General features: G+C 44.1%; 27 protein-coding genes and 1 tRNA gene. 10 read left to right on the forward strand and 18 right to left on the reverse strand.

The genetic code is table 11. The annotated features are described in order from the left end of the window. Positions 1 to 87 precede the first annotated feature (87 nt). The gene (locus tag D104_RS26885; RefSeq protein ID WP_024023749.1) at positions 88 to 864 is read left to right on the forward strand and encodes an exodeoxyribonuclease III; all 777 of its coding nucleotides are present in this window, start codon (positions 88 to 90) and stop codon (positions 862 to 864) included. Positions 865 to 965: 101 nt separating this feature from the next. Here D104_RS26885 and D104_RS26890 read toward each other — a convergent pair whose 3' ends face one another. Continuing rightward, entirely contained in the window at positions 966 to 1886 is a 921-nt protein-coding gene (locus D104_RS26890) for a D-hexose-6-phosphate mutarotase (RefSeq protein ID WP_024023750.1), read from the reverse strand. A gap of 214 nt (positions 1887 to 2100) precedes the next feature. On the opposite strand from D104_RS26890, the gene D104_RS26895 reads away from it, so the two are divergent. After that, entirely contained in the window at positions 2101 to 2601 is a 501-nt protein-coding gene (locus tag D104_RS26895) for an ATP-dependent zinc protease family protein (protein ID WP_024023751.1), read from the forward strand. A gap of 46 nt (positions 2602 to 2647) precedes the next feature. Here the strand turns inward: D104_RS26895 and D104_RS26900 are convergent, their stop codons facing one another. The 3 genes from D104_RS26900 to D104_RS26910 all read right to left on the reverse strand — a co-directional run bounded on the left by D104_RS26900 (position 2648) and on the right by D104_RS26910 (position 5477). After that, positions 2648 to 3133, reverse strand: a complete 486-nt coding sequence (locus D104_RS26900) for a PAS domain-containing protein (RefSeq protein ID WP_024023752.1) — start codon at positions 3131 to 3133, stop codon at positions 2648 to 2650. Continuing rightward, positions 3130 to 4149 (reverse strand): response regulator, encoded by a 1020-nt coding sequence (locus tag D104_RS26905; protein ID WP_024023753.1) that lies wholly within the window; start codon positions 4147 to 4149, stop codon positions 3130 to 3132. Before D104_RS26905 ends, D104_RS26900 begins: the two co-directional genes overlap by 4 nt. A gap of 143 nt (positions 4150 to 4292) precedes the next feature. Then, positions 4293 to 5477, reverse strand: a complete 1185-nt coding sequence (locus D104_RS26910) for a GAK system CofD-like protein (protein WP_024023754.1) — start codon at positions 5475 to 5477, stop codon at positions 4293 to 4295. Positions 5478 to 5655: 178 nt separating this feature from the next. Between D104_RS26910 and D104_RS26915 the strand changes: the two genes are divergently transcribed. Together D104_RS26915 and D104_RS26920 are read left to right on the forward strand one after the other, a co-directional pair. Then, positions 5656 to 6423 (forward strand): IclR family transcriptional regulator, encoded by a 768-nt coding sequence (locus D104_RS26915; protein WP_024023755.1) that lies wholly within the window; start codon positions 5656 to 5658, stop codon positions 6421 to 6423. Between the two features lie 36 nt (positions 6424 to 6459). Next, complete coding sequence (locus tag D104_RS26920; protein WP_024023756.1) at positions 6460 to 7386, forward strand: DUF808 domain-containing protein; 927 nt, start codon at positions 6460 to 6462, stop codon at positions 7384 to 7386. Between the two features lie 3 nt (positions 7387 to 7389). Here the strand turns inward: D104_RS26920 and D104_RS26925 are convergent, their stop codons facing one another. The 9 genes from D104_RS26925 to D104_RS26965 all read right to left on the reverse strand — a co-directional run bounded on the left by D104_RS26925 (position 7390) and on the right by D104_RS26965 (position 17727). Continuing rightward, on the reverse strand, positions 7390 to 8193 hold the full coding sequence (locus tag D104_RS26925) for an HAD-IIB family hydrolase (RefSeq protein WP_024023757.1): 804 nt from the start codon (positions 8191 to 8193) through the stop codon (positions 7390 to 7392). Between the two features lie 7 nt (positions 8194 to 8200). Continuing rightward, positions 8201 to 8959: a DeoR/GlpR family DNA-binding transcription regulator gene (locus D104_RS26930; RefSeq protein ID WP_024023758.1), complete on the reverse strand. Its 759-nt coding sequence runs from the start codon at positions 8957 to 8959 to the stop codon at positions 8201 to 8203. A 58-nt stretch (positions 8960 to 9017) separates the two neighbouring features. Next, positions 9018 to 9761: a glycerophosphoryl diester phosphodiesterase gene (locus tag D104_RS26935; protein WP_024023759.1), complete on the reverse strand. Its 744-nt coding sequence runs from the start codon at positions 9759 to 9761 to the stop codon at positions 9018 to 9020. A gap of 7 nt (positions 9762 to 9768) precedes the next feature. Continuing rightward, positions 9769 to 10836, reverse strand: coding sequence for a sn-glycerol-3-phosphate import ATP-binding protein UgpC (locus tag D104_RS26940; RefSeq protein ID WP_024023760.1), 1068 nt, complete (start codon positions 10834 to 10836; stop codon positions 9769 to 9771). A 2-nt stretch (positions 10837 to 10838) separates the two neighbouring features. Continuing rightward, complete coding sequence (gene ugpE / locus D104_RS26945) at positions 10839 to 11687, reverse strand: sn-glycerol-3-phosphate ABC transporter permease UgpE (RefSeq protein WP_024023761.1); 849 nt, start codon at positions 11685 to 11687, stop codon at positions 10839 to 10841. Next, positions 11684 to 12562 (reverse strand): sn-glycerol-3-phosphate ABC transporter permease UgpA, encoded by an 879-nt coding sequence (ugpA, locus tag D104_RS26950; RefSeq protein WP_024023762.1) that lies wholly within the window; start codon positions 12560 to 12562, stop codon positions 11684 to 11686. The genes ugpE and ugpA overlap by 4 nt, the downstream gene beginning before the upstream one ends. Positions 12563 to 12643: 81 nt before the next feature. After that, complete coding sequence (gene ugpB, locus D104_RS26955) at positions 12644 to 13945, reverse strand: sn-glycerol-3-phosphate ABC transporter substrate-binding protein UgpB (RefSeq protein ID WP_024023763.1); 1302 nt, start codon at positions 13943 to 13945, stop codon at positions 12644 to 12646. A gap of 239 nt (positions 13946 to 14184) precedes the next feature. Next, complete coding sequence (locus D104_RS26960) at positions 14185 to 14532, reverse strand: Hpt domain-containing protein (RefSeq protein WP_024023764.1); 348 nt, start codon at positions 14530 to 14532, stop codon at positions 14185 to 14187. Positions 14533 to 14565: 33 nt separating this feature from the next. After that, the gene (locus D104_RS26965; RefSeq protein ID WP_024023765.1) at positions 14566 to 17727 is read right to left on the reverse strand and encodes an ATP-binding protein; all 3162 of its coding nucleotides are present in this window, start codon (positions 17725 to 17727) and stop codon (positions 14566 to 14568) included. A 316-nt stretch (positions 17728 to 18043) separates the two neighbouring features. Between D104_RS26965 and D104_RS26970 the strand changes: the two genes are divergently transcribed. Then, positions 18044 to 18376 carry a GNAT family N-acetyltransferase gene (locus D104_RS26970; RefSeq protein ID WP_024023766.1) on the forward strand — a complete coding sequence of 111 codons (333 nt, stop codon included), beginning with the start codon at positions 18044 to 18046 and terminating at the stop codon, positions 18374 to 18376. Between the two features lie 75 nt (positions 18377 to 18451). Further along, positions 18452 to 19117, forward strand: coding sequence for a hypothetical protein (locus tag D104_RS26975; RefSeq protein WP_024023767.1), 666 nt, complete (start codon positions 18452 to 18454; stop codon positions 19115 to 19117). 280 nt (positions 19118 to 19397) lie between these two features. Here D104_RS26975 and D104_RS26980 read toward each other — a convergent pair whose 3' ends face one another. The 3 genes from D104_RS26980 to D104_RS26990 are packed head-to-tail and all read right to left on the reverse strand — an operon-like array spanning position 19398 to position 21174. Beyond that, on the reverse strand, positions 19398 to 20219 hold the full coding sequence (locus D104_RS26980; RefSeq protein ID WP_024023769.1) for a hypothetical protein: 822 nt from the start codon (positions 20217 to 20219) through the stop codon (positions 19398 to 19400). 36 nt (positions 20220 to 20255) lie between these two features. Beyond that, positions 20256 to 20780: a hypothetical protein gene (locus D104_RS37300; RefSeq protein ID WP_024023770.1), complete on the reverse strand. Its 525-nt coding sequence runs from the start codon at positions 20778 to 20780 to the stop codon at positions 20256 to 20258. Position 20781: 1 nt separating this feature from the next. Beyond that, a complete protein-coding gene (locus D104_RS26990; protein WP_031214734.1) occupies positions 20782 to 21174 on the reverse strand; it encodes a hypothetical protein in 393 nt (130 codons plus the stop codon). Positions 21175 to 21510: 336 nt separating this feature from the next. Here D104_RS26990 and D104_RS26995 point away from each other — a divergent pair, with 336 nt between their 5' ends. Both D104_RS26995 and D104_RS27000 read left to right on the forward strand, forming a co-directional pair. Then, the gene (locus D104_RS26995; protein WP_024023772.1) at positions 21511 to 21918 is read left to right on the forward strand and encodes a hypothetical protein; all 408 of its coding nucleotides are present in this window, start codon (positions 21511 to 21513) and stop codon (positions 21916 to 21918) included. After that, the gene (locus D104_RS27000) at positions 21911 to 22207 is read left to right on the forward strand and encodes a hypothetical protein (protein ID WP_024023773.1); all 297 of its coding nucleotides are present in this window, start codon (positions 21911 to 21913) and stop codon (positions 22205 to 22207) included. The genes D104_RS26995 and D104_RS27000 overlap by 8 nt, the downstream gene beginning before the upstream one ends. Positions 22208 to 22365: 158 nt before the next feature. Here the strand turns inward: D104_RS27000 and D104_RS27005 are convergent. Then, a tRNA-Phe gene (locus D104_RS27005) sits at positions 22366 to 22441 on the reverse strand. Between the two features lie 119 nt (positions 22442 to 22560). Between D104_RS27005 and trmL the strand changes: the two genes are divergently transcribed. Together trmL and D104_RS27015 are read left to right on the forward strand one after the other, a co-directional pair. After that, the gene (gene trmL / locus D104_RS27010) at positions 22561 to 23034 is read left to right on the forward strand and encodes a tRNA (uridine(34)/cytosine(34)/5-carboxymethylaminomethyluridine(34)-2'-O)-methyltransferase TrmL (protein ID WP_024023774.1); all 474 of its coding nucleotides are present in this window, start codon (positions 22561 to 22563) and stop codon (positions 23032 to 23034) included. A gap of 14 nt (positions 23035 to 23048) precedes the next feature. Continuing rightward, positions 23049 to 24152, forward strand: coding sequence for a potassium channel protein (locus D104_RS27015; protein WP_024023775.1), 1104 nt, complete (start codon positions 23049 to 23051; stop codon positions 24150 to 24152). 158 nt (positions 24153 to 24310) lie between these two features. Here the strand turns inward: D104_RS27015 and D104_RS27020 are convergent, their stop codons facing one another. Then, positions 24311 to 24562 (reverse strand): YfhL family 4Fe-4S dicluster ferredoxin, encoded by a 252-nt coding sequence (locus D104_RS27020; protein WP_024023776.1) that lies wholly within the window; start codon positions 24560 to 24562, stop codon positions 24311 to 24313. Positions 24563 to 24612: the final 50 nt, after the last annotated feature.

The following is a 24612-nucleotide window of genomic DNA, read 5'->3' on the forward strand; positions in this document are numbered from 1 at the left end:
ACAAAGCGCCGCCAAGAACGAGCGAAGCCATGCCAACATTGGATAGGCGCTAATATAACACACGGCTAGGAATTGTAGGGACCAGAAATGAAGGTCATCAGCCTTAATGTAAACGGTATAAGACAAGCAGCCGATCGCGGCTTTTTTGAATGGATGGTTCGTCAGGACCCGGATGTTGTGTGCCTGCAAGACATACAGGCCGATGAACGCACGTTAAATGACAGTGTGTTTTTCCCTCCTGGGTACAATACATACTTCTTTGACTCGATGGAAAATCCAGAGCAAGCCGGTGTCGCTATCTATTGTAAAACCATGCCTAAAGCCATTATGACAGGCATGGGGTTCCCTGAATGCGATTTTGAAGGGCGCTTTATCCAAGCGGATTTCGACAAAGTGAGTATTGGTGCTTTCTTAACGCCTCACGGTTCAAACCATGAGGTAACGCTTCAAGAGCATAAATACCGCTTTATGGAAGGTTTTAAAAACCACCTAATCAAAACTCGCCGTAAGCGTCGTGAATTTATTTTTTGCGGTACCGCCAATGTCGCGCGTTCGCCCATTGATGTGAGTAGCTGGTTCGTTAATCAACGTAATTCTGGTTTTTTACCTGAAGAACGCAAATGGATTAATGAAATATTCAACGAGCTTGAATACATTGATGCTTTTCGTCAGGTGAACAAACAAGATAAGCAATACACTTGGTGGCCTGATTACGAGCGTGCTTGGAAATTGGATGAAGGCGGTCGATTGGATTACCAAATTGCCACACCAGGCATTAAAAACCTGATTCAAGGTGGCTCTATCTACAAAGGTCAGCGTTTTTCAGATCATGCGCCATTGATCATGGAATACAACATAGACTGAATCTTATCTATCACTCGGTAATAACGCTAAAAAAGCCCGCTCGGTTTCACTCAATAAAGTGAATTAACCTGCGGGCTTTTTTGTGTTTGTTTACGAGTGATTTATTCGTCTACAAGCGGTTTGTGCTTCACTTTCAATTTGAGTTGATGCATACCACCCGGCTCAATAACGTATGCATTATTCAGCGCATTTGCCGCTTCCACGCAGACAAAATGACGGTAGTCGTCATCTTCCATGTCCGTTCGTTGTTTAGCGATATCGGCACCGGGATTCCACAAGACGGTACTTTGGCTGCCTTCGGTTTGAATAATTAGTTTTCGTTTAAAGCCAGGATCTTGTATTTCACACTCTTCTGGCGAAGACAAATACACTCTGTCCATCGGACCACATGGGCTAACTATACCCTGCTGCAACTGACGACTGTTGTTATCAAACTTATCAACGTAAGGAATTTGGTCCAAACCATGCACTTGCGCAGTTTGATTATCAGATACTTTAAAATAGGTATGAAGCGCTTCACTGATAGGCATCGGTTTATCCGATAAATTAGCCGCAGAAAAATTCACTCTGAAACCCTTACTGGAAAAACGAAATACCTGACGCAGTTCAAAAGCAAATGGCCACATTTCTTCGACCAAAGGATGATCTTCCGACGCCAAACGAATGACAATTTTCACATCGCCGTTTTTAAACCGACCCGCTTCAATAAATTCCCAGCGGAAGTAACGAGCAAGACCATGAGCAGGATAGTCATCATGTAAATCGTGCGCACCAAACCAAGGCCAACACACAGGAACACCAAAGTGACGACGACCAAAACGCCCTTCACCACCGGGATTCGCAGATTGAAACAATAGATCCTCTTGACCAGCAGGAATAAAGCTTTCTAAATGACCACCCCATAACGCAATCACGGCGCAAAAACCGGGTTGATCAATGATGATTTCATCGCATTTTTTTAAGCTCGCTGGGCGTATTTCACCACCCAACTCTTCCAACTCTTGCATCAGTCGGCCATTCATCAACAACTCCATTAACGTATTTTGTACGCACATAGTAACTTTAGATAATATGATTACAATAGCTTGAGCTTATACTGACAATTCAATCGCGTAGATAACACAGCGTTACCTCAATAAAGACTTAACCTAATCACGCTTTTGAGCTATAAAACACAGCAGCTTCAGACAGTATTGAGCTTCTTCAGTTTTCTTTTTTATAAGGTGACGTATTTTTATGAATCAACCAAACGAACCGAAAATAATCATTGGTAGCGACGAGTGGTGCGCGTTCCCTTCTCTTAACATTCCCGCGATCAAGGCTCGAGTTGATTCTGGCGCAAAAACATCCTCAATGCACGCGATCAATATTAAACGCTTTGCGCGTGACAAAGAGAAATGGGTCAGCTTTGAAGTGCACCCATTGCAAGGCGACCGCAAGGCCACGATTCACTGTGAAGCGCCGTTGATTGACCACAGAGTCATAAAAAGCTCAAGTGGAGACAAAGAACAACGCCCAGTCATTCGCACGTCGCTGTCTCTTGGCGACAAATTATGGGAAGTAGAAGTCACACTCACCAACAGAGACACAATGGGATATCGTATGTTGTTAGGGCGAGAAGCGATGAATGGCCGCGTGCTGATTGATCCAGAAGGTCTGTGCCTTCATGGCGATAAAACACCAGAAACTTTAACGGAGCTCTACAAAGAAGCAAGTAAGAAGCCCGCTAAAAAATAATGCAGTGATCGCCTTCCTTTCAATGAAAAAAGGAAGGCAATACAGGCTATCTAGACAGCGCCTGACTCAAACGCTGTAATTTATGATTAGCCGCCGAAAGCGCCATTTTATTTGTCGCAACGTCCGTCACATCGTAAACCACCAAACACACTTGTTTAATCGATCCGTCTGGGCTAGACAGCGGACGTATTGCTACGTTTTGGTACATTTTGTCAGCAATGCCAGTGATAGGGCGATAGCTCTTAAAAGGAAACAAAAACGGGCGCTGTTCCCAAGAGATAAAAATAGGGGTTTTTAGACCAAATACATTGTCGAGTTTTTGACGTAACCACCCTGTATCTAACTCAGGATACAGCGTCAATAACGACTGCTCTTTTGCAATCGACGAACTGACACCACTGTGGTTTTCCATGAAACTATTCCAAAGCTGTACTTGGTACGATGAATCCAACACCACCAGCCCGACATCGATATGGTGAAGCATATCAAACATCCAATGAAGATCTGCTAAACCGTCCGCATCATTACTCATTCGTCTTCCTCAACCAAAAAGGACAATAGATTTTCTAGTGTTGGCACAGAATCTTCCGTAAAGAGCAGCATTAAATCGCAGCTAATTTGGTAGTTTTCCACTTCATACACAATCTCAACCGCTAGCGTGCGTTTCCATGTCGCTTTCTTAACGTTAATTAAGTCGGCAATTTTGACATGCTGCCCCAATAACATAGGATGACTGTGACTGAAGTCGATGTTCAACTGCTTACCAATGGCCGCCATAAATGGGCCAACCAGTATTGAAGACACATCCATCAACAGCTCTGTTTCCAGCTCTCTGGTAATGTCTTCTGTGACACCCAACAGTTTCGCCATATCAGGAAAGCTAGAATCGCTAAAGATCAGCAGCGTTTCAAACGCAATGCCAGAGCCCACAAAACCTTGCGATACCGCCGAACAGCTGTCGTCCTTCACACTGTAATCCAACGCCATTTGCAACTCGCCCACTTCCAGAATGTTTACTGTCGGCACGGGCAACTTGATAAACACATTCAGCATTTCAGCCAAAACACTGGCCGCTCGCCCCATGGCAATATTGGACACTTCTTGCAAACAATCATTGAGCGTAAATTGTTCTGCGGCGGTTGGTGCGGCAACAGTCGGTTTACTTTCCTTGTCATCGCTATCCGTCATCAAGCCCAAAGACAACAACAGACTGCGCAATTCTTCCGATGAGGCCGGTTTTTTATGGAAGGCAATGGCCCCCATGTCCTTCACTCGTTGAATTGCTTTTGGCTGAACATCGCCCGACACAACAATAACGGCTGGCGCTTGTTCAAAAGACTGGAGTGCCTCAAGGGTTTCATAACCATCTTTGACTGGCATGTTTAAATCTAGAAACAACAAATCAAACGCAGAAGAAGACAAGATATCCAACGCATCTTGGCCATGTTCAGCAAATTCGACTTCAACATCCCAATCGGTTGGCAATACTCTTGCAAGTTGTTTCCTTGCCAACTTGGAATCATCACATATTAGTACTCGTGTACTCATTTCCACTCTCTTCTTAATAGGGCGTCTACTGCCTACTATGACACCTAAGACCTTGTTTCTTAAATTACAAAAATGTTATTTCACGTAACATACAGTTACTCAAATGATAGCACATGCCTTTCTTTGCTACCGAGATCCTCTCTTTATGCAAATGATAATAGTGCTTTTGCCACTAAACGCTCGTCGTATTTATCTATTTTTCCGGCCATTAATGGCGTTCTAATCACGATAATGTTTAAGTCATGCAATTGCTGACCATCCACCGCACCGTAATTGTACTCATCATCAAGCAATAAATAATCCAACGGGGAAAACGCCGGGGCACCGCTTACGTCTTCCAGTACGGTGGTCATCAAACGCTGAATTCTTTCCATTAGCGATAATCCTTGCTGCTCAGGATCCACACCAAGGTTAGGCAAATACACTTTAGGATTTGAATTTTGACAAATCGACCGACCAACACCTTCGGGCATCAAATTCGCCAACAAACTGCTGTAAAAGCTACCCGGTGGATAACAAATCAAATCGGCACTTTCGATCGCATCTTTACGATCATCACCAATGTGTTGGTTGGTTGGCATTATGTTTCGTAAGCCTTTGTTTAACCACATGCGCTTAATAGGGCTCGGCAAGATGTCTTTTTCTTTGCCAGTAATATTGTGTTGCCCTAATACAATCTCGCCATTATCCAACTCAACACCCAAATGCAGGCTCGCATCCAAGGTTGTTTTTACATCACCTAACGTTTTCACCAATCGAGAGAATAAAAAAACAATCGGATCCAGCTGCTGCTGATTGTTTAAATAGCCACCCGCCATAATCAGATTACCAATACTAGCGCCACGTAAATCAAAGTCATCATGAATGCGGGCTTGCGTGACAGCCAGCTGAGTTTGAATTAAGGCCTTCATCGGGTTAGGAATCGTCTGGATCAAAGGGTGATCCCCCAACACCAGCTGCTGCAATTGCATCCTTAATTCAGGAGCGTCTTCTTGTTGCGAGAGGCGATGGGTAAACAACTCATACACTTCCGGCTGCCCCATAACCGTTTCATCCGCTAAGGCCATCAGACGGCTGCGTAAGTCGCCTACTGCCGGAATATCGAACTCCGCTCTCAATCGTGCTGAACTGCCGCCGGAATCAAAAGGCGTAACAAGGTGAATGGAATGATGCGTGTACTCTTTGAACACTCGGCTGATTTTGTTCAGTGCCGAGCCACCACTAAAAAACAACACCTTTGGCCCTTGTTCAGGCAAACTCTGATAACGATGGACACGAACCAAATCTGGCATAGTCATACGACGCCAAACACGCAAAGAGTCCGTCATAAAATCCCTCATAATATAAACAGTCAAACAGTACAAAACACCCAATCTACAACGTAAACTGTGACAATTTAACGCCTACCAACCCGAGCCGAAATGCGTTTAATGTTATATTCACACAACTCGGTGTTAAAATAAAAAAATACTAAAACAATAGCATGTATTACCGTCAGGAAGCGTTATGGAAACCAAAACATCCGGATCATCACTCAGCAAAGCACTCAACATGCTTAATCATGTTTGCACATCGCCTGTGCCATTGCGATTTGCTGAACTAGTCGACCTTTCTGAACTTCCAAAAGCCACCGCGCACCGACAACTAAACACGCTTCTTGAGCATGGACTGGTCCGTTTCGACGAACACAAACAAGCCTATTACCCAGGCTACGGTCTGCTCGCCCTTGCGCATCGTACGTGGGCGAATTTAGACATTCGAGACGTTGCCGCCGCGCCCATGCGTGACTTATGGTCGAAAACACAAGAAACCATTCACCTAGCGGTGTTAGACGACGCAGAAGTGATTTATATCGATAAACTCGAAAGCCCTAAAAGTTTACGTTTGTACTCGGCCGTTGGCAAAAAAGGTCCTGTTTATTGTACAGGCGTTGGCAAGGCCATGCTGGCCTTTCTGCCTGAAGACAAGCAAGAAAGCATCATTTCTGCACAACCTTTTATCCGACACACAGAACACACGCTGGTGACACCAGAAGCATTACGCAACAATCTTCAACTCATCCGAAACACGGGCGTATCACTCGACTTAGAAGAACATGAAATCGGCATAAAATGCGCAGCGGCGCCGATTTTCAATTCCCGTCAAGAAGCCATCGCCGCGATCAGCGTCACCGCGCCTGCTTTTCGTACCAGCGACGAGGTGTATGAAGAAATGAAAGCACAAGTTAAGCTCGCTGCGAACACCATTTCCAAGCGACTTGGTGCCTGTGAATAATCCATATTAACGAGTCCCTGTACAGAGAAAACAAACATGGCCATGACAGGTTTATTAGTATTATTAGATGACATCACCGCGTTGCTTGATGATGTGGCGATTTTCTCTAAAGTCGCGGCAAAAAAAGCCGCTGGCGTATTAGGCGATGACCTTGCACTTAATGCCGAGCAAGTGTCTGGTGTAAAAGCCGATCGCGAGCTCCCGGTGGTCTGGGCCGTAGCCAAAGGTTCCTTTCTGAACAAACTCATCCTTGTGCCATTAGCACTGGCCATCAGTGCGTTTATACCTTGGCTGATTCAACCTTTGTTGATGGCTGGCGGGTTGTATTTGTGTTTTGAAGGCGTTGAGAAAATCTTACATTCCTTCAGTAACAACAATGCCGAGAAACACACACTCAGCCAACATTTACAACAAGCCAAAACAGCAGACGAACTCGTCATCCTTGAGAAGGGCAAAATTCGTGGCGCCATTCGTACTGATTTTGTCCTCTCAGCCGAAATCATTGTGATTGCGCTCGGTGCCGTCGCAGGACAAAGTTTATTAACTCAATCCCTTGTGGTCAGCCTGATCGCGCTTGTCGTCACTGTTGGCGTCTATGCGCTGGTCGGACTCATTGTCCGTCTTGATGATATTGGCCTACATTTACACCAATCCAGTAAGAAATTTATTCAGCGTCTAGGCATGGTTATTTTGAAAGGCGCACCGATGCTCATTCGATTTTTATCGGTCGTCGGTACCATTGCCATGTTTTTGGTAGGCGGCGGTATTTTTGTTCACGGATTACCCGTTTTGCATCATGTGGCGGATTTGGCCGTCTCTGGCGACATCGCTAAATTGCCGTTAATGACCAGCTTGATCAATACCGGCGTTAGCTTAATCGTTGGATTGACGATAGGTGGCATTGCGGTCTGGATTGCGTCTTTCTTACCGAAGAAAGCACAAAGCAATGAAGTCGGACATTAACAACTAACCCCGTCGCGCGGCCAGCACAAAGCTGGCCAATTCGGCAAAACCCAACCCGCCGGGTTGGGTCGTAAGATAACGTGGTTGATGCTGCATGATCGACAAATGCTCCACAATATTCGCCACACCAACGCTCAATGGAAAACGGGCAAACATACTCTCGTCGTTTGGCGCATCGCCAACGTACAACACCTGTTGCTGCTGATCCGCTTCACTTAATCCATACACATCGCTCAAGGTACGTTGCGCCATGGAAAATTTATCGTAACCTTGTGAACACACATTAATGTGAATCGAACTCGCCTTTGCGTTTAGACCCAATGCAGTTAGCGCAACCATACAGGCATTTTTGTCCTCAACAGCCGCAGGTTTTACATCTTGCGCGTAATCAATCGCCACGTCCGTCAAACGATAAGATTGATCTCTTGCTAAGCGCAAACGAGGAAAGTCGACCAACACCTGATTCACCTGATCAAGCAAACGCGCTTGTTCCGAGCGCATCTCTGTCTCGTCACGCCAGAAACTATAAGTAAGGTGTCGATCCACGGTTTTACCAATAAAACACGCACCGCCTTCGGTAATCACGCCATCTACCGGCAAAGATCGAGCAATCATGTCGGACCAACCCGCACAACCGCCCGTCACCGGAATCACCTTTAGTCCGCAGGCTTCTAATTGCGCCAACGCACCGAGTGTTTCAACGGGTAATTTCCCTTCCCACGTTAGCGTGTCGTCAAAATCCGTTAAGATAAACCGCAACCCTTGGCAATCATGATTCGTTAAAGCAGAAAGCGCCGATATTGACATAGTCGTCCTAAGAACAAAGTTGAATTTGAACACCATGAGTGGTGAGTAAGCGCGTTTGCGCGTCAGAAAGCGCATCGCTAAACAGCCAATCGATTGCCGAAAATGGGTGTACGCGCGCCATGGCCTTACGACCCCATTTATGTTGATCCGCCACCAGTAAGCTATAACGGCTTTGTTCAACCAAGACACGACTGACAGCGGCCTCCTCCGGATCAAAATCTAGAACCCCCTGATCTTCATCCATGCCGCCGCATCCCAACACGCCGTAGTCAAAATAGTACTGACGCAAGCCCGATAAGGTGTCTTCGCCCACCAAATCATGATGCTGATGACGCAGCTTTCCAGCCAACACTCGCACTCGAATATCAGGGTAATTTCCAAGAATACTCGCCACGGTTAAATTGTTGGTAAACACTTGCAGATTTTTGTGCGATATCAACGCTTTGGCCACGTATTCAACCGTTGTTCCTATGCCCAAAAACACCGACGCGCCATCGGGGATCAGCGTGGCCACTTTGGCAGCAATCGACGTTTTTGCATCGCCATTTAAAAACTGACGATGATCAAAAGGCAGGTTTTCCGTACTGGAAACCGGCGCTATGCCGCCGTGTGTTCGACGTATCAAATGACGCTCGGCCAATTGGTTAATGTCTTTGCGAATGGTTTGTGATGACACATTGAAGCGCGCCACCATGTCTTCCACTAACAAGGCGTCTTCTTGTTGCACCCAGTTTAATATCTGGTTTTGTCGCTCATTCAAACCCACAAAATAACCCTAAATAAACAATCAAATTAAAAACGATAAATTAGAAACGATAAAAAAACTAAGCCGATAGAAAGGCGAATTTTGTTGGGTCATCCGTAATCACCGCGTCCATACCCCAAGCCCAATGCGTTTCTACTTTCTGTGGATCGTTCGCGGTATAACAAAGTAATTTGTAGCCTGCGGCTTTCACGGCTTGCGCTTGCGCCTTGGTTAATCGTGAGTAATCACAATTAACACTGTAACCTTTAATCGCTTCCATCTCAGCTTGCCAGTTTTCAGGAATCTCTTCATACAATTGCGCCAAATGACGATCCGCATCCATGTCGTAACACATCCGTAACGCCGCATGATTAAAACTGGAAATCATCAAATTATCATTGTCTTGCCAATGGTCTCGCAACACAGTCAACACGGCGGGCACAATATTTTCGACATCCGCGCCATCGTGTTTGATCTCAAGGTTCAAACCGAGACCTAACGATTGAATGCATTCCAGTGCATCCAACAGCGTCGGGACGTTTTCCCCAACAAATTCCGCAGAGAACCAAGAACCGGCATCCAGCTCAGCCACCGACACCGGATGTGCATCACGTGTCACGCCAGTGCCCGTTGTACAACGGTCTAACGTGTCGTCATGGAAGATAATCAAACCGCCTTCAGCGATCAAATACACATCAACTTCCACCCACGTCGCGCCCGCGTTTGCCGCGGCACGAATAGACGCTAAGGTGTTTTCCGGTGCTAACAACGCCGCCCCGCGATGTCCCATTACTTTGGTCTTTAAAATGTCATTGTCTTTCATGTTTATCTCACAATCTCTGCTGAGTTTTTGCGTCAAATAAGTGCCAATGCTGAACGGGCGCCGTCAACCAGATAAGGCTGTTTATGTCAGGCAAATGTGGTCCCGCCAAACGCACCACCATAGGTTCATTTTTTCCTGATTTTTCGTCTATTACGCCGTGTATCAAGGTTTCCGCGCCTAAGGATTCTACCGCTTGAATACGCAAAGCGAAATCGGCATTTTTCTCATCGCACACGACCAGATGCTCAGGGCGAATTCCCCAAACCACCTCGCCACGATGCTCGTGAGAAAGCGGCAAGGTCACAGCGTCAGAAATTTTCACGCCCTGCTCGGTCACATTCGCATCAATCAAGTTCATTGATGGCGAGCCAATAAACGCCGCCACAAACGGCGTGGCGGGCTGATTATAAATGTCCATTGGCGTGCCGATTTGCTCCGCTTTGCCTTTGTTCAGCACCACCAAACGATCCGCCAACGTCATGGCCTCTACTTGATCGTGTGTTACATATAAGGTGGTTGTGCCCAGCTTGCGCTGCAACTGGCGGATTTCGACGCGCATTTGCACTCGAAGCTTGGCGTCTAGATTCGACAAAGGCTCATCAAACAAGAAAACTTTTGGATCACGAACCATGGCGCGCCCCATCGCCACACGCTGACGCTGGCCACCAGACAACTGACCGGGTTTACGCTGCAGTAATTCCGTTAAACCCAGCATGTCAGCCACATGAGTAACTTTTTCTTCAATCTGATTTTTAGGCACGCCACGGTTTTTTAAACCGTACGCCATATTCGCATAGACGGTCATATGCGGGTACAGCGCATAATTCTGAAACACCATGGCGATGTCACGCTCTGCGGGTTCTTTTTCATTCATGCGCTCGCCACGAATGCGCAACTCGCCTTCTGAAATACTTTCTAACCCCGCAACCATGCGCAACAACGTCGATTTACCGCAACCAGACGGGCCAACCAACACAATGAATTCACCTTCTTCAATCGACAAATCCACACTGGGAATGGCGTGATAACCGTTGGGGTAGGTTTTTCCTACGTTTTCTAATACTACGTCCGTCATTTCTATTTCTCCGAATCCACTAAGCCTTTGACAAACAATTTTTGCATTCCAATGACCACCGCCACCGGTGGCAACATAGCAAGCAAGGTCGTCGCCATAATTTGGTTCCACGCGATGTCGCCATCCGTCACCGACAACATGCGTTTAATGCTCATTACCAAGGTGTAATAAGCGTCGTCCGTCGTAATAAGCAAAGGCCATAGATATTGATTCCAACCATAAATAAATAAGATAACAAACAAGGCCGCGATGTTGGTTCGAGACAACGGCAGCAGAATGTCAAAGAAAAAACGAAACGGACCAGCGCCATCGATTCGCGCGGCTTCCACCAGCTCACCCGGAATGCTCAAAAAACACTGGCGAAACAAAAACGTTGCCGTTGCGCTGGCAATCAAAGGCAGCGTTAAACCGGTATAGCTGTTCAGCAAATTCAGATTCGCAATCACTTCGTACGTCGGTACGATACGCACTTCGACGGGCAGCATTAAGGTCATAAAAATGATCCAGAAACACAGATTACGAAAGGGAAAGCGGAAGAACACAATCGCATACGCCGATAACAATGAAATCGCAATTTTCCCAAATGTGATGCCAAGCGCCATCACTAAGGAATTCAGCATCATAAAAAACACAGGCGTATCAATGCCGTTACCGGCTTTTTCAAACAGCACGGTTTTCCACGTGTCGACGCCAGCATCCCCAAACCACAACGGAATGTGGCCCACACCAAACGCAGACGCGGGATGCGTTGACGCGACTAAAGCCATCCATACCGGCAACGCCACCAAAGCAATGCCGATCATTAACGTAGCGTGACTCACCACCGTCAACCAAGGTCGATTTTCTATCATGAGTACTGCACCTTGCGCTCAATAAAACGAAATTGAATAACGGTCATCAGACCAACAATGCCCATCAACACAACCGATTGAGCCGCAGAGCCACCAAGATCCAAACCGATAAAGCCGTCTTCGAACACCTTATACACTAAGGTAGTAGTACTTTGCCCAGGGCCGCCTTTGGTTGTAGCATCAATCACGCCAAAGGTTTCAAAGAAGGCATACACCAGATTCACCACGAGTAAAAAGAATGTCGTCGGTGATAAAAGTGGAAAAACAATCGTCCAAAAACGCTTAAAAGGGCTCGCGCCATCAATGGATGCCGCCTCAATCAATGAACGAGGCACAGCTTGTAATCCAGCCAGAAAGAATAAAAAATTGTAACTAATCTGCTTCCACGTCGAAGCAATCACCACCAAAATCATGGCTTGATTTCCATTAAGATAATGATTCCAATCCACGCCAGCAGACTCCAGCCATAAGGCAATTGGCCCCATACTCGGATCAAACAAAATCCACCAGAGCACACCCGCTAGCGCTGGTGCGACGGCGTACGGCCAGATCAATAAGGTTTGATACGCCAACTTGCCGCGAATCACTCGATCCGCCATCACGGCTAACAGCAACGCAGCAGACATGCCAAAAATTGCCACAGAAAAACTGAAGAGCAATGTGGTCAACATGGACTGGTAATAAAGAGGGTCAGTGAATAAATCAATGAAATTTTCCAAACCAACAAATTCACGACTTAAACCAAATGCGTCTTCTTGATAGAAGGCTTGCTCTAACGCTTGCTCAGCAGGCCACAAGAAAAAAATTGCCGTGACCAAGAGTTGAGGCAATAGCAATAACCAAGGTAGGCCTTTTTGGGGGAAGGTAACCGTCATAGAAGTATCCAAACAAAATAAAGCGACAAACTAGGCTTAAAAAAACGCCCTTAGGAAAAACCATAAGGGCGCTTAGTGTGATTAATCGTTCGCTTTTTCAAACTTACGAAGCAGCGCATTACCACGTTTTACCGCGGTATCAAGTGCCGTTTGAGCGTCAACATCGCCACTCCAAACAGACTCTAACGCTTCATCGATTACACCACGAATTTGAACAAAGTTGCCCAAACGCAAGCCTTTCGTGTTTGCTGTTGGTGTTCCCGTTGTCATCTGAATAACACCGGTTTCTGTACCAGGATTAGCGGCATAAAAACCTTGCCCTTTGGTCAGATCGTACGCAGCATGCGTAATCGGTAAGTACCCAGAAAACTGATGCCAATCGGCTTGAACCGATGCACGAGATAAGTAGCTTAGGAAAGAGGCTACGCCTTTGTATTCTTCTTTGGTGTGACCTTGCAGTACCCACAAAGAAGCGCCACCGATAATGGTATTAGACGGCTGTTTTACTTTGCCTTCCCAGTAAGGAAGCTCCGCTACACCAAAATCAAACTTAGCATTACGTTTGATACCCGCATAGCCCGCTGAAGACTCGGTAAACATGGCACATTCTTGGCTGTAAAACTTCGCTGCGCCGTCGTTCGTGCGACCAGAATAGCTAAACACGCCGCTTTTTTGCCACTCGCCCATTTTCTTAACATGAGCGACTTGCAGAGGACCATTGAACGCAAGTTCGGTTTTCAAACCACCAAAACCGTTCTCAAGCGTGGCGAATGGCACATTATGACGAGCACTAAAATTTTCTAATTGAACCCAAGATTGCCAAGACGTTGTAAAGCCACAGGATACACCTGACGCTTGAAGTTTCTTCGCACTGCTTTCGACTTCTTGCCATGTTTTAGGCGCTTGAGTAATGCCCGCTTTTTTGAATAAATCTTTGTTGTAATACAACACAGGGGTTGAGCTGTTGAACGGCATAGACAGCATTTTGCCTTCACTGCTTGTGTAGTACCCTGTTACCGCACTTAAATACGCACTTTCGTCAAACGGCTGACCCGATTCACGCATCAACTGGTGAACGGGATAAATCGCGCCTTTCGCCGCCATCATGCTCGCAGTACCCACTTCAAATACTTGAACGATCGCAGGCTGCTGTTTTGCGCGGAACGCGGCAATCGCAGACGTCATGGTTTCTGTGTAATTGCCTTTATAAACAGGCTTCACTTCATAGGCGTCTTGGGAGTCGTTAAAGCCTTTGGCGATTTCATTGACCTTTTCGCCATTTGCACCACCCATTGCATGCCACCATTCAACTTCTGTCGCTGCCAATGCTGAACCAGCAATAGACATCCCAACAACCACTGACGCTAATTTCAAATTATGCATTTCCGTGTTCCTCACAATGAGTTTTTATTAGAAAAGAAAGAACGACTGTAATCAGAAAATATTTCAATTTGATGATAGTTAGGTTTCATTTGAAATACAAATCAAACTCAAATGAAACCAGAATGGTTTTTTTAGATGGGAAAAAGCAATAAATATACCGATATGACACGGTATATTTAGGCATTAACAATGAGATGAAACACAGTATAAAGTGCTATTTTGGAAGGTCTGAAAGGGGTCTAACGCAAAATTTCTTGATTCAAAGCCAGCACCAGCGTCTCGAATTCATCAAGCAAAACAGTGAGGTGTTTAGGAAGAGCATCGATTTTATGCCGTTCTACCAAGACTTCCACTTCATCAATTAAACGGCAGAAACGATGGCCTGATACTTCCAACCCAGCCCCTTTTAATCGATGCACAACCAAGGCAACATTTTGCCAATCCTGATTGGTCATGTAAGCTTTTAATGTCTCCAATAGACCTGACGCTTCTTTAATAAATTCACCCGCGACCAGCACCATCAAGTCATGATTGCACGCCAATCGGCTTTCGTAATCCGTATTATCAAACACCTTTACCTCAAACATAAGAAAGACACCTCTGTGTGCGAATGCTCATTGCTAAGGAAGCCATTTGGTCAGTATCGCAAGCAATTTTTCTTGGGAAACCGGCTTTGCTATATGATCGTTCATACCGGCGGCAAAGCACTCATCTTCATCGCCCTTCATTGCGTTAGCGCTTAGCGCAACAATGGCAACATCGGCCGATGTTTTTGCGTCGGTAAATTGACGAATCGTACGCGTTGCTTCGTAACCATCCATAACTGGCATTTGACAATCCATGAAGATCAGATCAAACGGCGTTGACTGAGCCTGTTCGACCGCTTTTTGCCCATTTTCAGCCACCACAACATCGACGCCATATAAATTCAATAATCCACGAGCCACAATTTGATTCGTTAGGTTGTCTTCCGCTAAAAGCACTTTGGCGTTAAACACGGGGCGGCTTTCAGGCGTTGTTTCCACGTCTTTTATCGCCATATCAATATTTCCTTCTAAAAACGCTAATTGTTCCAATACACCCAACAGGGAATGACGGTATACCGGCTTTATTAATGACGCCGTATAGCCCGCTAAATCATAATCTATATTGATACGACCATGAACAAGCACTCTTTTCATCGCTTGTTTTTGCGAGAGCCTTTCAAAAGCCAATACATCAGACGCCGCGGCGTAGCGTAATGCGTCCGAATCCAACAAAATACAATCATGCTCTTTCTGATCCGTAACAACATGAGCCAGACTCTCATAGGCGTCATAGCTCACCGCCAATGAATCAAGCAATAAACCCACATAGTCACGTCCCGTTTTATTTCGATACACGAGCGCGACGTTTGTATCATAACCAAGGGGTTGAAATGGCTCGCAAGCCTCACCATAAGCAAGAGGAACACTGAACCAAAACGTAGTCCCTTCCCCTTCCTTAGAGGTCAAGCCAATTTCTCCGCCCATAACATCTACGATTTCTTTACTAATTGCCAGTCCTAAACCCGTTCCACCAAATTTACGCGTCGTAGACCCATCCGCTTGTTTAAAGCGATGAAACAGATGTTTTTGATTTTCCTCAGAAACACCAATGCCTGTATCAATAATAGAAATCCGTAGATTCGCCACATTCTTATCCAAAGCATCAACGAAGAGATGCAACGCCACTTCCCCGTCTTGCGTAAATTTAATGGCGTTGCCCAATAGATTCACCAGCACTTGTTTAAGACGCAGCCGATCACCAATTAAATTTACGTTAGGAATAAGCGTCGCTGGTGCGTTGAACACTATGCCTTTTTCTTCGGCTTTCAAAACAAAGAGACTCGACACTTCTTCGATCAACGCTTGTAGATTAAACGCGTGTTTTTCTAAAACCAAATCCCCCATCTCAATCTTAGACAAATCCAAAATGTCATTAATAATATCTAACAGAGATTCGGCGCTATGTTGCGACAAGGTCGCTAAATGCGTTTGTTCTGGCTCGAGTTTGGTATTCATCAACAAAGAAAGACAGCCAATCACACCATTTAACGGCGTCCGAATTTCGTGACTCATGTTGGCTAAAAACTCACTTTTCGCCAAATTGGCTTTTTCTGCCTCTTCTTTGGCCTTACTTTGCTCTAATTCAGACAATTTCAAATATTCGTTGGCCAGTTGTAAGTCTCTTGTTCTTAGACGAACTTTGTTTTCCACTTCCGCTGCATGACTACTAACGATCAATAAAAACCAACCAAACAATCCCGTCACCAAAAAGCCGCACGCTAAAATAAACTGCACAATCCAAGGCTGTTTAAAGAAGTAACGCTCACTGATCTGAAATAAACGCCATTTTTTGGCGCCGACCTCAATATCAAAACTCACCGCGTGCTGAAAACCTTTCGCTTCATAACGAGACAACAGCGTTTCTAGAGACAAGCTTGCAGATGTACTTTGAGTAACCAAAACAGGTGGACGAGGCCCCGTTTGAATATCAACCAAATAAAGATCTGTGTTCGGCAGTAAGCCTTGCTGAACGATGGACTCTGTGAGCGCATCCAACCCAATGACCGCCGTCGCTACACCTAAAAAAACATCGGTCTTGGTATCAAAAAATGGTAAAAAGACCAGAACCCCTCTGCCGCCTTGAACCAAGGTAATTGGCTCTGTTGAATACGCTTGTCTTGCCTCAATGGCCTGATCCAGAGCAAAACGGCGGTTTTCCTGCGAGTAAACGTCATACCCAAGTGCGGCCTCATTGCCTTTTATCGGACTAATAAACGTCACCACAATATGTTTAGACCTTGGGGTAGCAATGATAAACGCCCCTTCACTGTTTTTTTCTTTTACTTGGAAAATGTGATCGGGGTGATTTTTCTGAACCTCTCTTTCAAAATCAGGAATGTCTTTTCCGGCCACTGCAAAATTGAGCGATACGCCAAGGATAGAACCATCTCGACGCATAACACTGTTCGCAAACGTTTCAAATTCATGCGCTTCTATATTTTCGCTGCCATTTAACAATCCAACAAAGCTGTACAACATATCCACAGCATTTTTGATGCGATTATTTAGCAACACCTCTAACAGCTCGGCATTAGAACGAAACTCTTTCGATTGCTTGTTCCATTCTGAATACCCACTCACCCAAGACAGCGCGGCTGTCATCATCAATACAAATAGGAAACCGCCAAACAAACGAACAGGATGAGCAAAGTAATTACCAAAATAACGAGGGAAACAGGCTGCGAGCCAAGGCACCATCACCAAAACACCAATCATGTCGCCGCCCCACCAAACTAACCAGTGGTTGATAAATTGCTCTGTATTAATTACGTGGAAAAATAGCAGCGACAACGTGCCCATTGTGGGGCCAATAAAGGTTGATAAGACGCCAACTAACAAAATGAAGCGCAATACCAAGCGAGTTTGATGAAATAAGAAAGGAACGCCAATAAAACGTCTAACTAAATACGCGCCAACACAAGCCTGCAATGTCGCGCCAAATGCAATTAGAAAAGGGAGCAACCAGATCATTGACTGAACGTTTGGCCATGTTGCCCATAGATTAACGAATAAAGACCCTAGAAACACACCTAACGGCGCCTGTTTAGGAAAAAGCATAACGGCCGCAATCGCTAGCCCAGAAGCAGGCCAAATGATGGTTGAGTAGCCAGGTGGTATAGCGACCTCAAGTCCCAGAATACCAAAAACAAAATACCCAAGCGTCGTCCAAGCCACTACCTTCAACGATTTATTCATGCCTATACTCCATACGAGACTCATTAAGCATAGACAATGCGACAAGAACAGAAGATAGAGTAATGGTTAAATTATGTAATAGTTTGGTATCTAAATACCCAAAAGAACACGTTTGGACTTCCCAGACTTTACTAGACACCTATTAACGTTAAAATCTAGTTCAATAAGAGGTGTTTTATGAAGTCCAGTACTGTCAGTATCTATATAACCACCTAAAATGTCACCATTTGAAAACATTTTATTGACTCAAACCTGACAAATACGGTTAAGATTGGTAAACAGCTACAACCTCTTCACAAGCGACTAAGGATGGCCGATGCAGATCAAACACATTCAAGACGATGGAACGAATGGTATGTTCGTCGCTAATAGTGACACTGGATCTCGTGTTGGCTATCTAATATGGGACTTTCCTGAAGAAGATCAGAACTCCATTGAAATATGCGATCTACTCATCCATAACGAAGAAGATCGAGGTAAAGGCATTGGTTCTACACTGATCAATCGACTACTAGAACACGCTAGAACGCTCAAAGTTGATGAAGTAATGGGAATAACCCAAGCGGATGATGAGCAAGCGTATGCATTTTATAAAAAGCATGGTTTTTGCTTCACAGAAGCGGGAGCATTTAGAATGCAGCTTCACTAGTAAAGACTACAAATACTTTTTTCTAACACCAAATTAGGCTTAGAGCTTACTAATATCACAACCTAAAGGATTAAAATGAATTTTGATTCACGATTAACATTAGCAGCAACAGTAGTCGCAGTCGCAGTCGCCATTTTAGCAGCCGTAACTCTTGGTTTAAAGATTGGCCATGACTCAAGAGGTGACCGTATTGCCTCTCTGGAAACAGAATTACAATCTTATAGAGACGTTAATAACCTAAACCTTGCTGAAACAGTAGAATCAATTTTAATTGCAAACAAGGCAATTGAGAAAAATATTTCAGAAATAAAATCCTATTCAGACTGGAAAGCAGAAGAAAAAAAATTAGCATCAAAGATCTCTAGTCTTTCAAAAGAATTAGACCAAAAAACAGAACAGTTAAAAAACGAAGCTAATAATTCATCTAGACTAAAATCCGAATTGAAAAATAAACAGAATCAATTAGATAACTTTTATCCTTTGAGTGAGGCGTTTTGGTTAAAGTGGAAAGATATAAAGAATTTTTCGGGATTTGAAAAAATCATGGGGATTGATCTGATTTCAGGAAGTTTTGTCACTGTTAATTTTCAAAATAAACCAAAAATATTATATATTGGAAACTTTATAGAATTTGAAGCAAAAGGATCAAGCTGCAAGCTTATATTATCCAAAATAAACACAGCCCCCCCTGAAGCTTACTTTCAAAATATATGCCAGAAAACACAAGATCCATTAAAGTAATTTTTATAAAAAAAGGGCACTAAATACACGTGAAGGAAAAGCAATTCAGACATTCGCTGTGAGATCGCTGACGAGGCGATTAAAGAAGCATCGCTCAGTGGCGTTGGCCATCAAGCGGTATAAGGCATTGGGAGAACACTCTGTCAGCGATTTGGACGACCTGATTGATATTGTCCGTCGTAAGATTGAAGATGAAGAAAAACAGCAGTCAAAAATAAAGATAAGACAGTATCGGAATTTGAGAGGATAGCTTTTCATCTGATCCTAAATTTCACAACTATCATCTATCAAGCTTTAAAGACTTTGGATACTTTATCCTTTTATCCCAAATCATAAACGTAGGAAGCAATATATATAAAACACCAAGAACCATATACCCCACCCCGTCTCTAATGACTTGATTTGAATTTAAAAAACTAGAAAATTCAGGAAAAAACTCAACAAGGAAACCTGTTAAAAACACAACTGCACCAGAAATAAATAAAAATAAATACATTAAATTCTTATTTAAAAGTTTTAGTGTTTTTCTCATAAAATTCGGCATATCATCGTCACTAAAAAGCGAATCAGAACTAAAACGAAACACCCCTTTAGGAATACCTTTAATAACACCCTCAAATTTTGGATACTTCATTTCACCATCATGTAATATTTCAAAAGAAACTCCATCTCTAGGATCGAGATACACATAGCTTAAGTAAAGAATATATTTATTCTCTTCATCTTGCTTTAATTCAAATTCATTAGAGCTCTTAGTTTCTTTTATTATTTTTGAATTTAATATGGTCACTTCACTTGGAAACTCTAATCTTAATGGATCCGATAGCACGATATCTTCCCCATTTAATATTTCTGTCCCATGGTTCCAAAAAATAATGCTGGTTCTGGTCAGTTTTTTAACATCATCACCATCATATTTTATAGACACTTCGCTCGGCAGATCATCCTCCCCTCCACCTAAAAGAACACGAGCATACCGCTGATAACAGGGTTTTCCTTTATGCCTCACGTGCTTTGCGATAAAATAAGCAATCGGAATCCCTATAATTGCAATTAAAGAAGCAACCCAGCCTTGATTAAAAAATGTAAATATCTGATCCACTACTTTATGACCTCATTACGTAAAATATAATTTTTATTATCCCAACAACCCAATCAACCCAGACACACCTGCACCAATCACACCATTAACCGTTGGGTTTTCAAGGAGCTTCATTAGCATTCCTTTTGCTTCTTTATCGCCGGATGCTGCGACTTTTTCAACGAGCTCTTGCATGTTGATGGTGACGTTTTGAGTGTTGTCATTACCAAATTGGGCTTGTTGTGTGGTTACTGGCGCATTAAAGTTAAAGGTACTATTTGAGATTGTTTCTTCCTTTTCAGCTTTCATGATTTTTACATGTCCTAGGAATGATAACTCCCCCGACAAAGGAGAAAGAAAGCCTAACGACTTAAGGTCGCTTTGACGTGCCATGTTTGAAATCATTTTTTTTGAAATCATATAATTCAAATGCACATCAAACATTTCAGTAGTTTTTTTATTGCTCTCACATACAATGACACCTAACTTTTCAACTTCAGAAAGATATGCAGACAATGTGAGAATATTTCCATCATCTAACGGGCTTAAGAGCTTAACTAGGTATTCTTGATCAATTTTCATATTAGAATCGACTCACGTATGAACTACCACTAATAGCCACTCGATCTTTTGATTGAGCCTCTGCAGTGCCAAAATTATTTTTGCAGGTTGCACAATTCCACCAACCATCTCTATAGTTTTGCAATCGAATGTTCTTCTTGTCGCTATCATGACACTGCTGGCAAAATGGTCCATCTTTCTTTCCACCGTCTATCATCCAGTAAAAAGGCGCTTCGTAAGTTAATTTAGCTTTTTCTTCTAGCTCTTCTTCAAGTTTTTTAACTTTCACCTTTAGGTCCAAGTTCTCTTCTTGAAGCTCAAGCGTCGCTTCCCGAAGCTCCATAATTCTCTCTAGTGCCTCTACTGTGGCACCTTTATCGAGCAAGTCTGAAATGTCTTTATACTTAGGTATCACGTCCCTCATCTCCCTGTAGCTAAACCGACAATGACTTTACTATGTTTCATTTACCCCCATTTGAAAACATTTTTATTGACATCTTTTTCCGGCCATCCTATCGTTTATGAGTGTTGGCAAAATCCAACACTGGGGTGTGGAAGCTCCAATCTATCAGGACGCACAATACCGCCGCGTCGCGGTTTTTTTGTGCCATAATGTTCGCGTTATGGTGGCTGTGCGTGGGGAGGCTTCGGCCTACCGGTTCCTGATAACTGGTCTTCCAACCTCGCGTATGGCCACCACCTATGTTTGGAAGCATAAGTTGTGGTTTAAATTCTTATCAGGAGTTAAATCATGAATAACGCTATTATTCGTTCACAGCACCACCACGCCCTTTTGCCGTCTATCGGCACCTTTTCCGCTCTACCTTCCCATAACGTTTTACCTACTCAAAGAATAGGCATTGGCCGTATCGTCGCGGTTTGCGTCGAAAGCGACACGCCTTTGTCCGTTCAAACGCCGAATGGCGCCATCTTTGCTATCGGCGGTTTATCCGATCGTCAGAAGCAACAACTCCTTACCCTACTACCCGATCTCATTCATACCCGTGTCCGCTTTCAGTACAGCCGACAAAATGCCCTTGGCCAAGCGGTCGATGCGATGTTTCAAACTTTGCTCATCGAGGGCGACACCCGCCACAGAGCCAGCTCAGTCGTGTTTAATACTGGATTTAACAACATGCAAGGAGTACAGCATGGATAAGCCAGACATTGATTCAGTACAAGATTTCAACATGGAGCGAGTAAACTTGGACATGACAACATCTGACGAAATAAAACGCCAAATACACCATATGTCATTTGGGATCGATGCATTAGACGGGCTAGGAATGATGGCGGCCCATGCCGTGGATGACGACATAGGCGTCACAGGGGAACAGATAGGAAGCTTACTAAAGTACGAGTTTGGGGTCAGATCAAAAACTAGTCTGTCAGGGGTGCTGCGTTATACATTCCCTTCAAGCCCTCAGTGCAATCAAGTAGATATGTAAACCTAGTTTCTTGATCTGACCCCAACACTTCGCGTTTTTAAAAACACGCATAGCACGATTGAGAAGGGTTCAATCAATAGAATAGGAAGTAAGAGAAGGCAGCGTAAATTTTAGGCAAAAAAAAGCCTGCTATAAATAGCAGGCTTTCTTTTTAATCATGGTGCCCAGAGACGGAATCGAACCGCCGACACGAGGATTTTCAATCCTCTGCTCTACCGACTGAGCTATCTGGGCAAGTGGGGCGTATTATAGAGAAACCTTTTTACGGGTCAATAGTTTTTTTGAAAAAAAATTAAAAACTTAGTTTCTTCGGTCGCTCTGGTATTATCTTCCTATATCAAGGAGATAAAACTATGCTTCACATTGTACTTTACCAACCAGAGATCCCACCCAATACTGGCAATGTCATTCGACTGTGTGCCAACACGGGCTACCACCTTCATCTTATCGAGCCATTTGGTTTCGAATTAGAAGATAAGAAACTGCGCCGAGCCGGATTGGATTATCACGAGTTCACTCGTCTAAAGCGCTACCCTGACTTTCAGGCATTTGTTGATCAAAACGACATAGGCACTATTTACGCGCTAACAACAAAAGGCAGCCACACACACAGCGAAGCGCGTTTTGCTGAAAATGATGTGTTGGTGTTTGGCCCTGAAACACGTGGATTGCCTGCCGAGTTTATTGATGCATTACCGCCAGCTCAGCGTTTACGATTGCCGATGCAAGCTAATTCCCGCAGCTTAAATCTTTCGAACACGGTGGCGGTTATGGTGTATGAATCATGGCGTCAGCTTGATTATGCGATGCCAACCGTTAGCGAATAACACACAGAGGTACAATGAACTCACTAGGACTGCTCCTAAGACGAAAAAACAGCCGTCGTCAATTTCGGAAGAAAGTACACTTACACGAAACAAGTGATTTGAAGAAGCGCTTTGTCTTATTAGCCGGCGTCATCGCTTTACACAGTTTGGCGATGGTGTTCTTTGAGGATCTTGATTGGTGGCAAGCGTTCTGGCTCACCATGACGTCGGCCAGCACGACAGGCTACGGTGACCTATCCGCGGTGACTTTCTGGGGGCAGTTTTCCACCATTCTATTGATTTATGGAATGGGCATTACCCTGCTCGCTCAAATCGCCAGCGATTACGTTGAACTCAGGCTAATGCACAAAGAAATGCGCATTAAAGGCCGTATAAAGTGGGACGATATGAAAAATCATATACTTATCATTAATACACCAAAATACGATTCTGAACGATATCTCGAACTGCTCATTAACCAAATCAGCCAAACACCAGAACTCGCCGACATACCCATTCAAATTCTAACGCTGGCGTTTCCTGACGGTTTGCCACTTAACCTAAGAGCCAAAGGGGTGGTTCATCATACTGGGGATGCATTAGAAGATGGCATGTTAGAGTCCGCTGGTGTACACAAAGCAAAATACATTATTGTGCTGTGCCAAGATGCGCAAGACAACTATTCCGACAGCTTAACCTTTGATACCTTGCATCGAATTCAAGAACTAAACCCTTCGGCCTTTATTATGGCGGAAGCCATTAATGACTCTAACCGACCAAGATTTAAAGCCGCTGGCGCAAACGCCGTTATTCGACCTGTTCGAGCGTACCCAGAAATGTTGGTGCGTTCACTGATCGCACCAGGAACAGAGCAAGTTTTAGAAGATTTGTTCCGCCACCAAGGCGATCATACTATTCGTCTTGACGTTCGAGTAACCGGCGTCACCTGGGCACAAGTCGTGACCACGTTAATTCAAAAAGATATTGGCACGGCTTTGGGGTATGTTCACCAAAATGGCGACATTGTCACTCACCCTCAAACACACGCGATTGTTGATGCGGAAGGACTGATTATTCTCATCAATGACAACCAAGTCATTCCATCACTTAATGAAATTCGTCATTATTTCAACGTATAAAAACAATGAACAAGGTCATCGAAAAGAGAGCACACAAAGGAATATTAAAAAATGGAAATGAGACGTTAGATAAGCGAGTTACTAACCGATGATTGTTTTAGCTGGCACTCCAATCTTTAGGAATGCCAGCTAAAAATAAACCAACGTAGACGTATGGCTTAAAGTTGACCGGTTAACGTTAAGTATTTCTCCATTAACTGTTCTTCCGTTTCTTTGAAATTAGGGTCTAACGGAATACAGTCAACAGGGCAAACTTGCTGACATTGTGGATCATCAAAATGACCAACACACTCGGTGCATTTTGATGGATCTATGACATAAATCTCGTCACCCTGAGATATGGCTTCATTCGGACACTCAGGCTCACACACATCACAGTTGATGCATTCATCAGTAATGATAAGAGACATTTTTCTCTCCTAAAAACCGCCGTATTAGGAACAGCGGCATTCAAAAACAG

Source organism: Marinomonas profundimaris (assembly GCF_000508165.1).
GTDB classification, from domain to species: Bacteria; Pseudomonadota; Gammaproteobacteria; order Pseudomonadales; family Marinomonadaceae; genus Marinomonas; species Marinomonas profundimaris.

Bases quoted from the DNA above. Each gene is read 5' to 3' on its own strand.
- D104_RS26885 (WP_024023749.1), top strand. From the start codon at position 88: ATGAAGGTCATCAGCCTTAATGTAAACGGTATAAGACAAGCAGCCGAT.
- D104_RS26890 (WP_024023750.1), bottom strand. From the start codon at position 1,886: ATGAATGGCCGACTGATGCAAGAGTTGGAAGAGTTGGGTGGTGAAATA.
- D104_RS26895 (WP_024023751.1), top strand. From the start codon at position 2,101: ATGAATCAACCAAACGAACCGAAAATAATCATTGGTAGCGACGAGTGG.
- D104_RS26900 (WP_024023752.1), bottom strand. From the start codon at position 3,133: ATGAGTAATGATGCGGACGGTTTAGCAGATCTTCATTGGATGTTTGAT.
- D104_RS26905 (WP_024023753.1), bottom strand. From the start codon at position 4,149: ATGAGTACACGAGTACTAATATGTGATGATTCCAAGTTGGCAAGGAAA.
- D104_RS26910 (WP_024023754.1), bottom strand. From the start codon at position 5,477: ATGACGGACTCTTTGCGTGTTTGGCGTCGTATGACTATGCCAGATTTG.
- D104_RS26915 (WP_024023755.1), top strand. From the start codon at position 5,656: ATGGAAACCAAAACATCCGGATCATCACTCAGCAAAGCACTCAACATG.
- D104_RS26920 (WP_024023756.1), top strand. From the start codon at position 6,460: ATGGCCATGACAGGTTTATTAGTATTATTAGATGACATCACCGCGTTG.
- D104_RS26925 (WP_024023757.1), bottom strand. From the start codon at position 8,193: ATGTCAATATCGGCGCTTTCTGCTTTAACGAATCATGATTGCCAAGGG.
- D104_RS26935 (WP_024023759.1), bottom strand. From the start codon at position 9,761: ATGAAAGACAATGACATTTTAAAGACCAAAGTAATGGGACATCGCGGG.
- D104_RS26940 (WP_024023760.1), bottom strand. From the start codon at position 10,836: ATGACGGACGTAGTATTAGAAAACGTAGGAAAAACCTACCCCAACGGT.
- ugpE (WP_024023761.1), bottom strand. From the start codon at position 11,687: ATGATAGAAAATCGACCTTGGTTGACGGTGGTGAGTCACGCTACGTTA.
- ugpA (WP_024023762.1), bottom strand. From the start codon at position 12,562: ATGACGGTTACCTTCCCCCAAAAAGGCCTACCTTGGTTATTGCTATTG.
- ugpB (WP_024023763.1), bottom strand. From the start codon at position 13,945: ATGCATAATTTGAAATTAGCGTCAGTGGTTGTTGGGATGTCTATTGCT.
- D104_RS26960 (WP_024023764.1), bottom strand. From the start codon at position 14,532: ATGTTTGAGGTAAAGGTGTTTGATAATACGGATTACGAAAGCCGATTG.
- D104_RS26965 (WP_024023765.1), bottom strand. From the start codon at position 17,727: ATGAATAAATCGTTGAAGGTAGTGGCTTGGACGACGCTTGGGTATTTT.
- D104_RS26970 (WP_024023766.1), top strand. From the start codon at position 18,044: ATGCAGATCAAACACATTCAAGACGATGGAACGAATGGTATGTTCGTC.
- D104_RS26975 (WP_024023767.1), top strand. From the start codon at position 18,452: ATGAATTTTGATTCACGATTAACATTAGCAGCAACAGTAGTCGCAGTC.
- D104_RS37300 (WP_024023770.1), bottom strand. From the start codon at position 20,780: ATGAAAATTGATCAAGAATACCTAGTTAAGCTCTTAAGCCCGTTAGAT.
- D104_RS26995 (WP_024023772.1), top strand. From the start codon at position 21,511: ATGAATAACGCTATTATTCGTTCACAGCACCACCACGCCCTTTTGCCG.
- D104_RS27000 (WP_024023773.1), top strand. From the start codon at position 21,911: ATGGATAAGCCAGACATTGATTCAGTACAAGATTTCAACATGGAGCGA.
- trmL (WP_024023774.1), top strand. From the start codon at position 22,561: ATGCTTCACATTGTACTTTACCAACCAGAGATCCCACCCAATACTGGC.
- D104_RS27015 (WP_024023775.1), top strand. From the start codon at position 23,049: ATGAACTCACTAGGACTGCTCCTAAGACGAAAAAACAGCCGTCGTCAA.
- D104_RS27020 (WP_024023776.1), bottom strand. From the start codon at position 24,562: ATGTCTCTTATCATTACTGATGAATGCATCAACTGTGATGTGTGTGAG.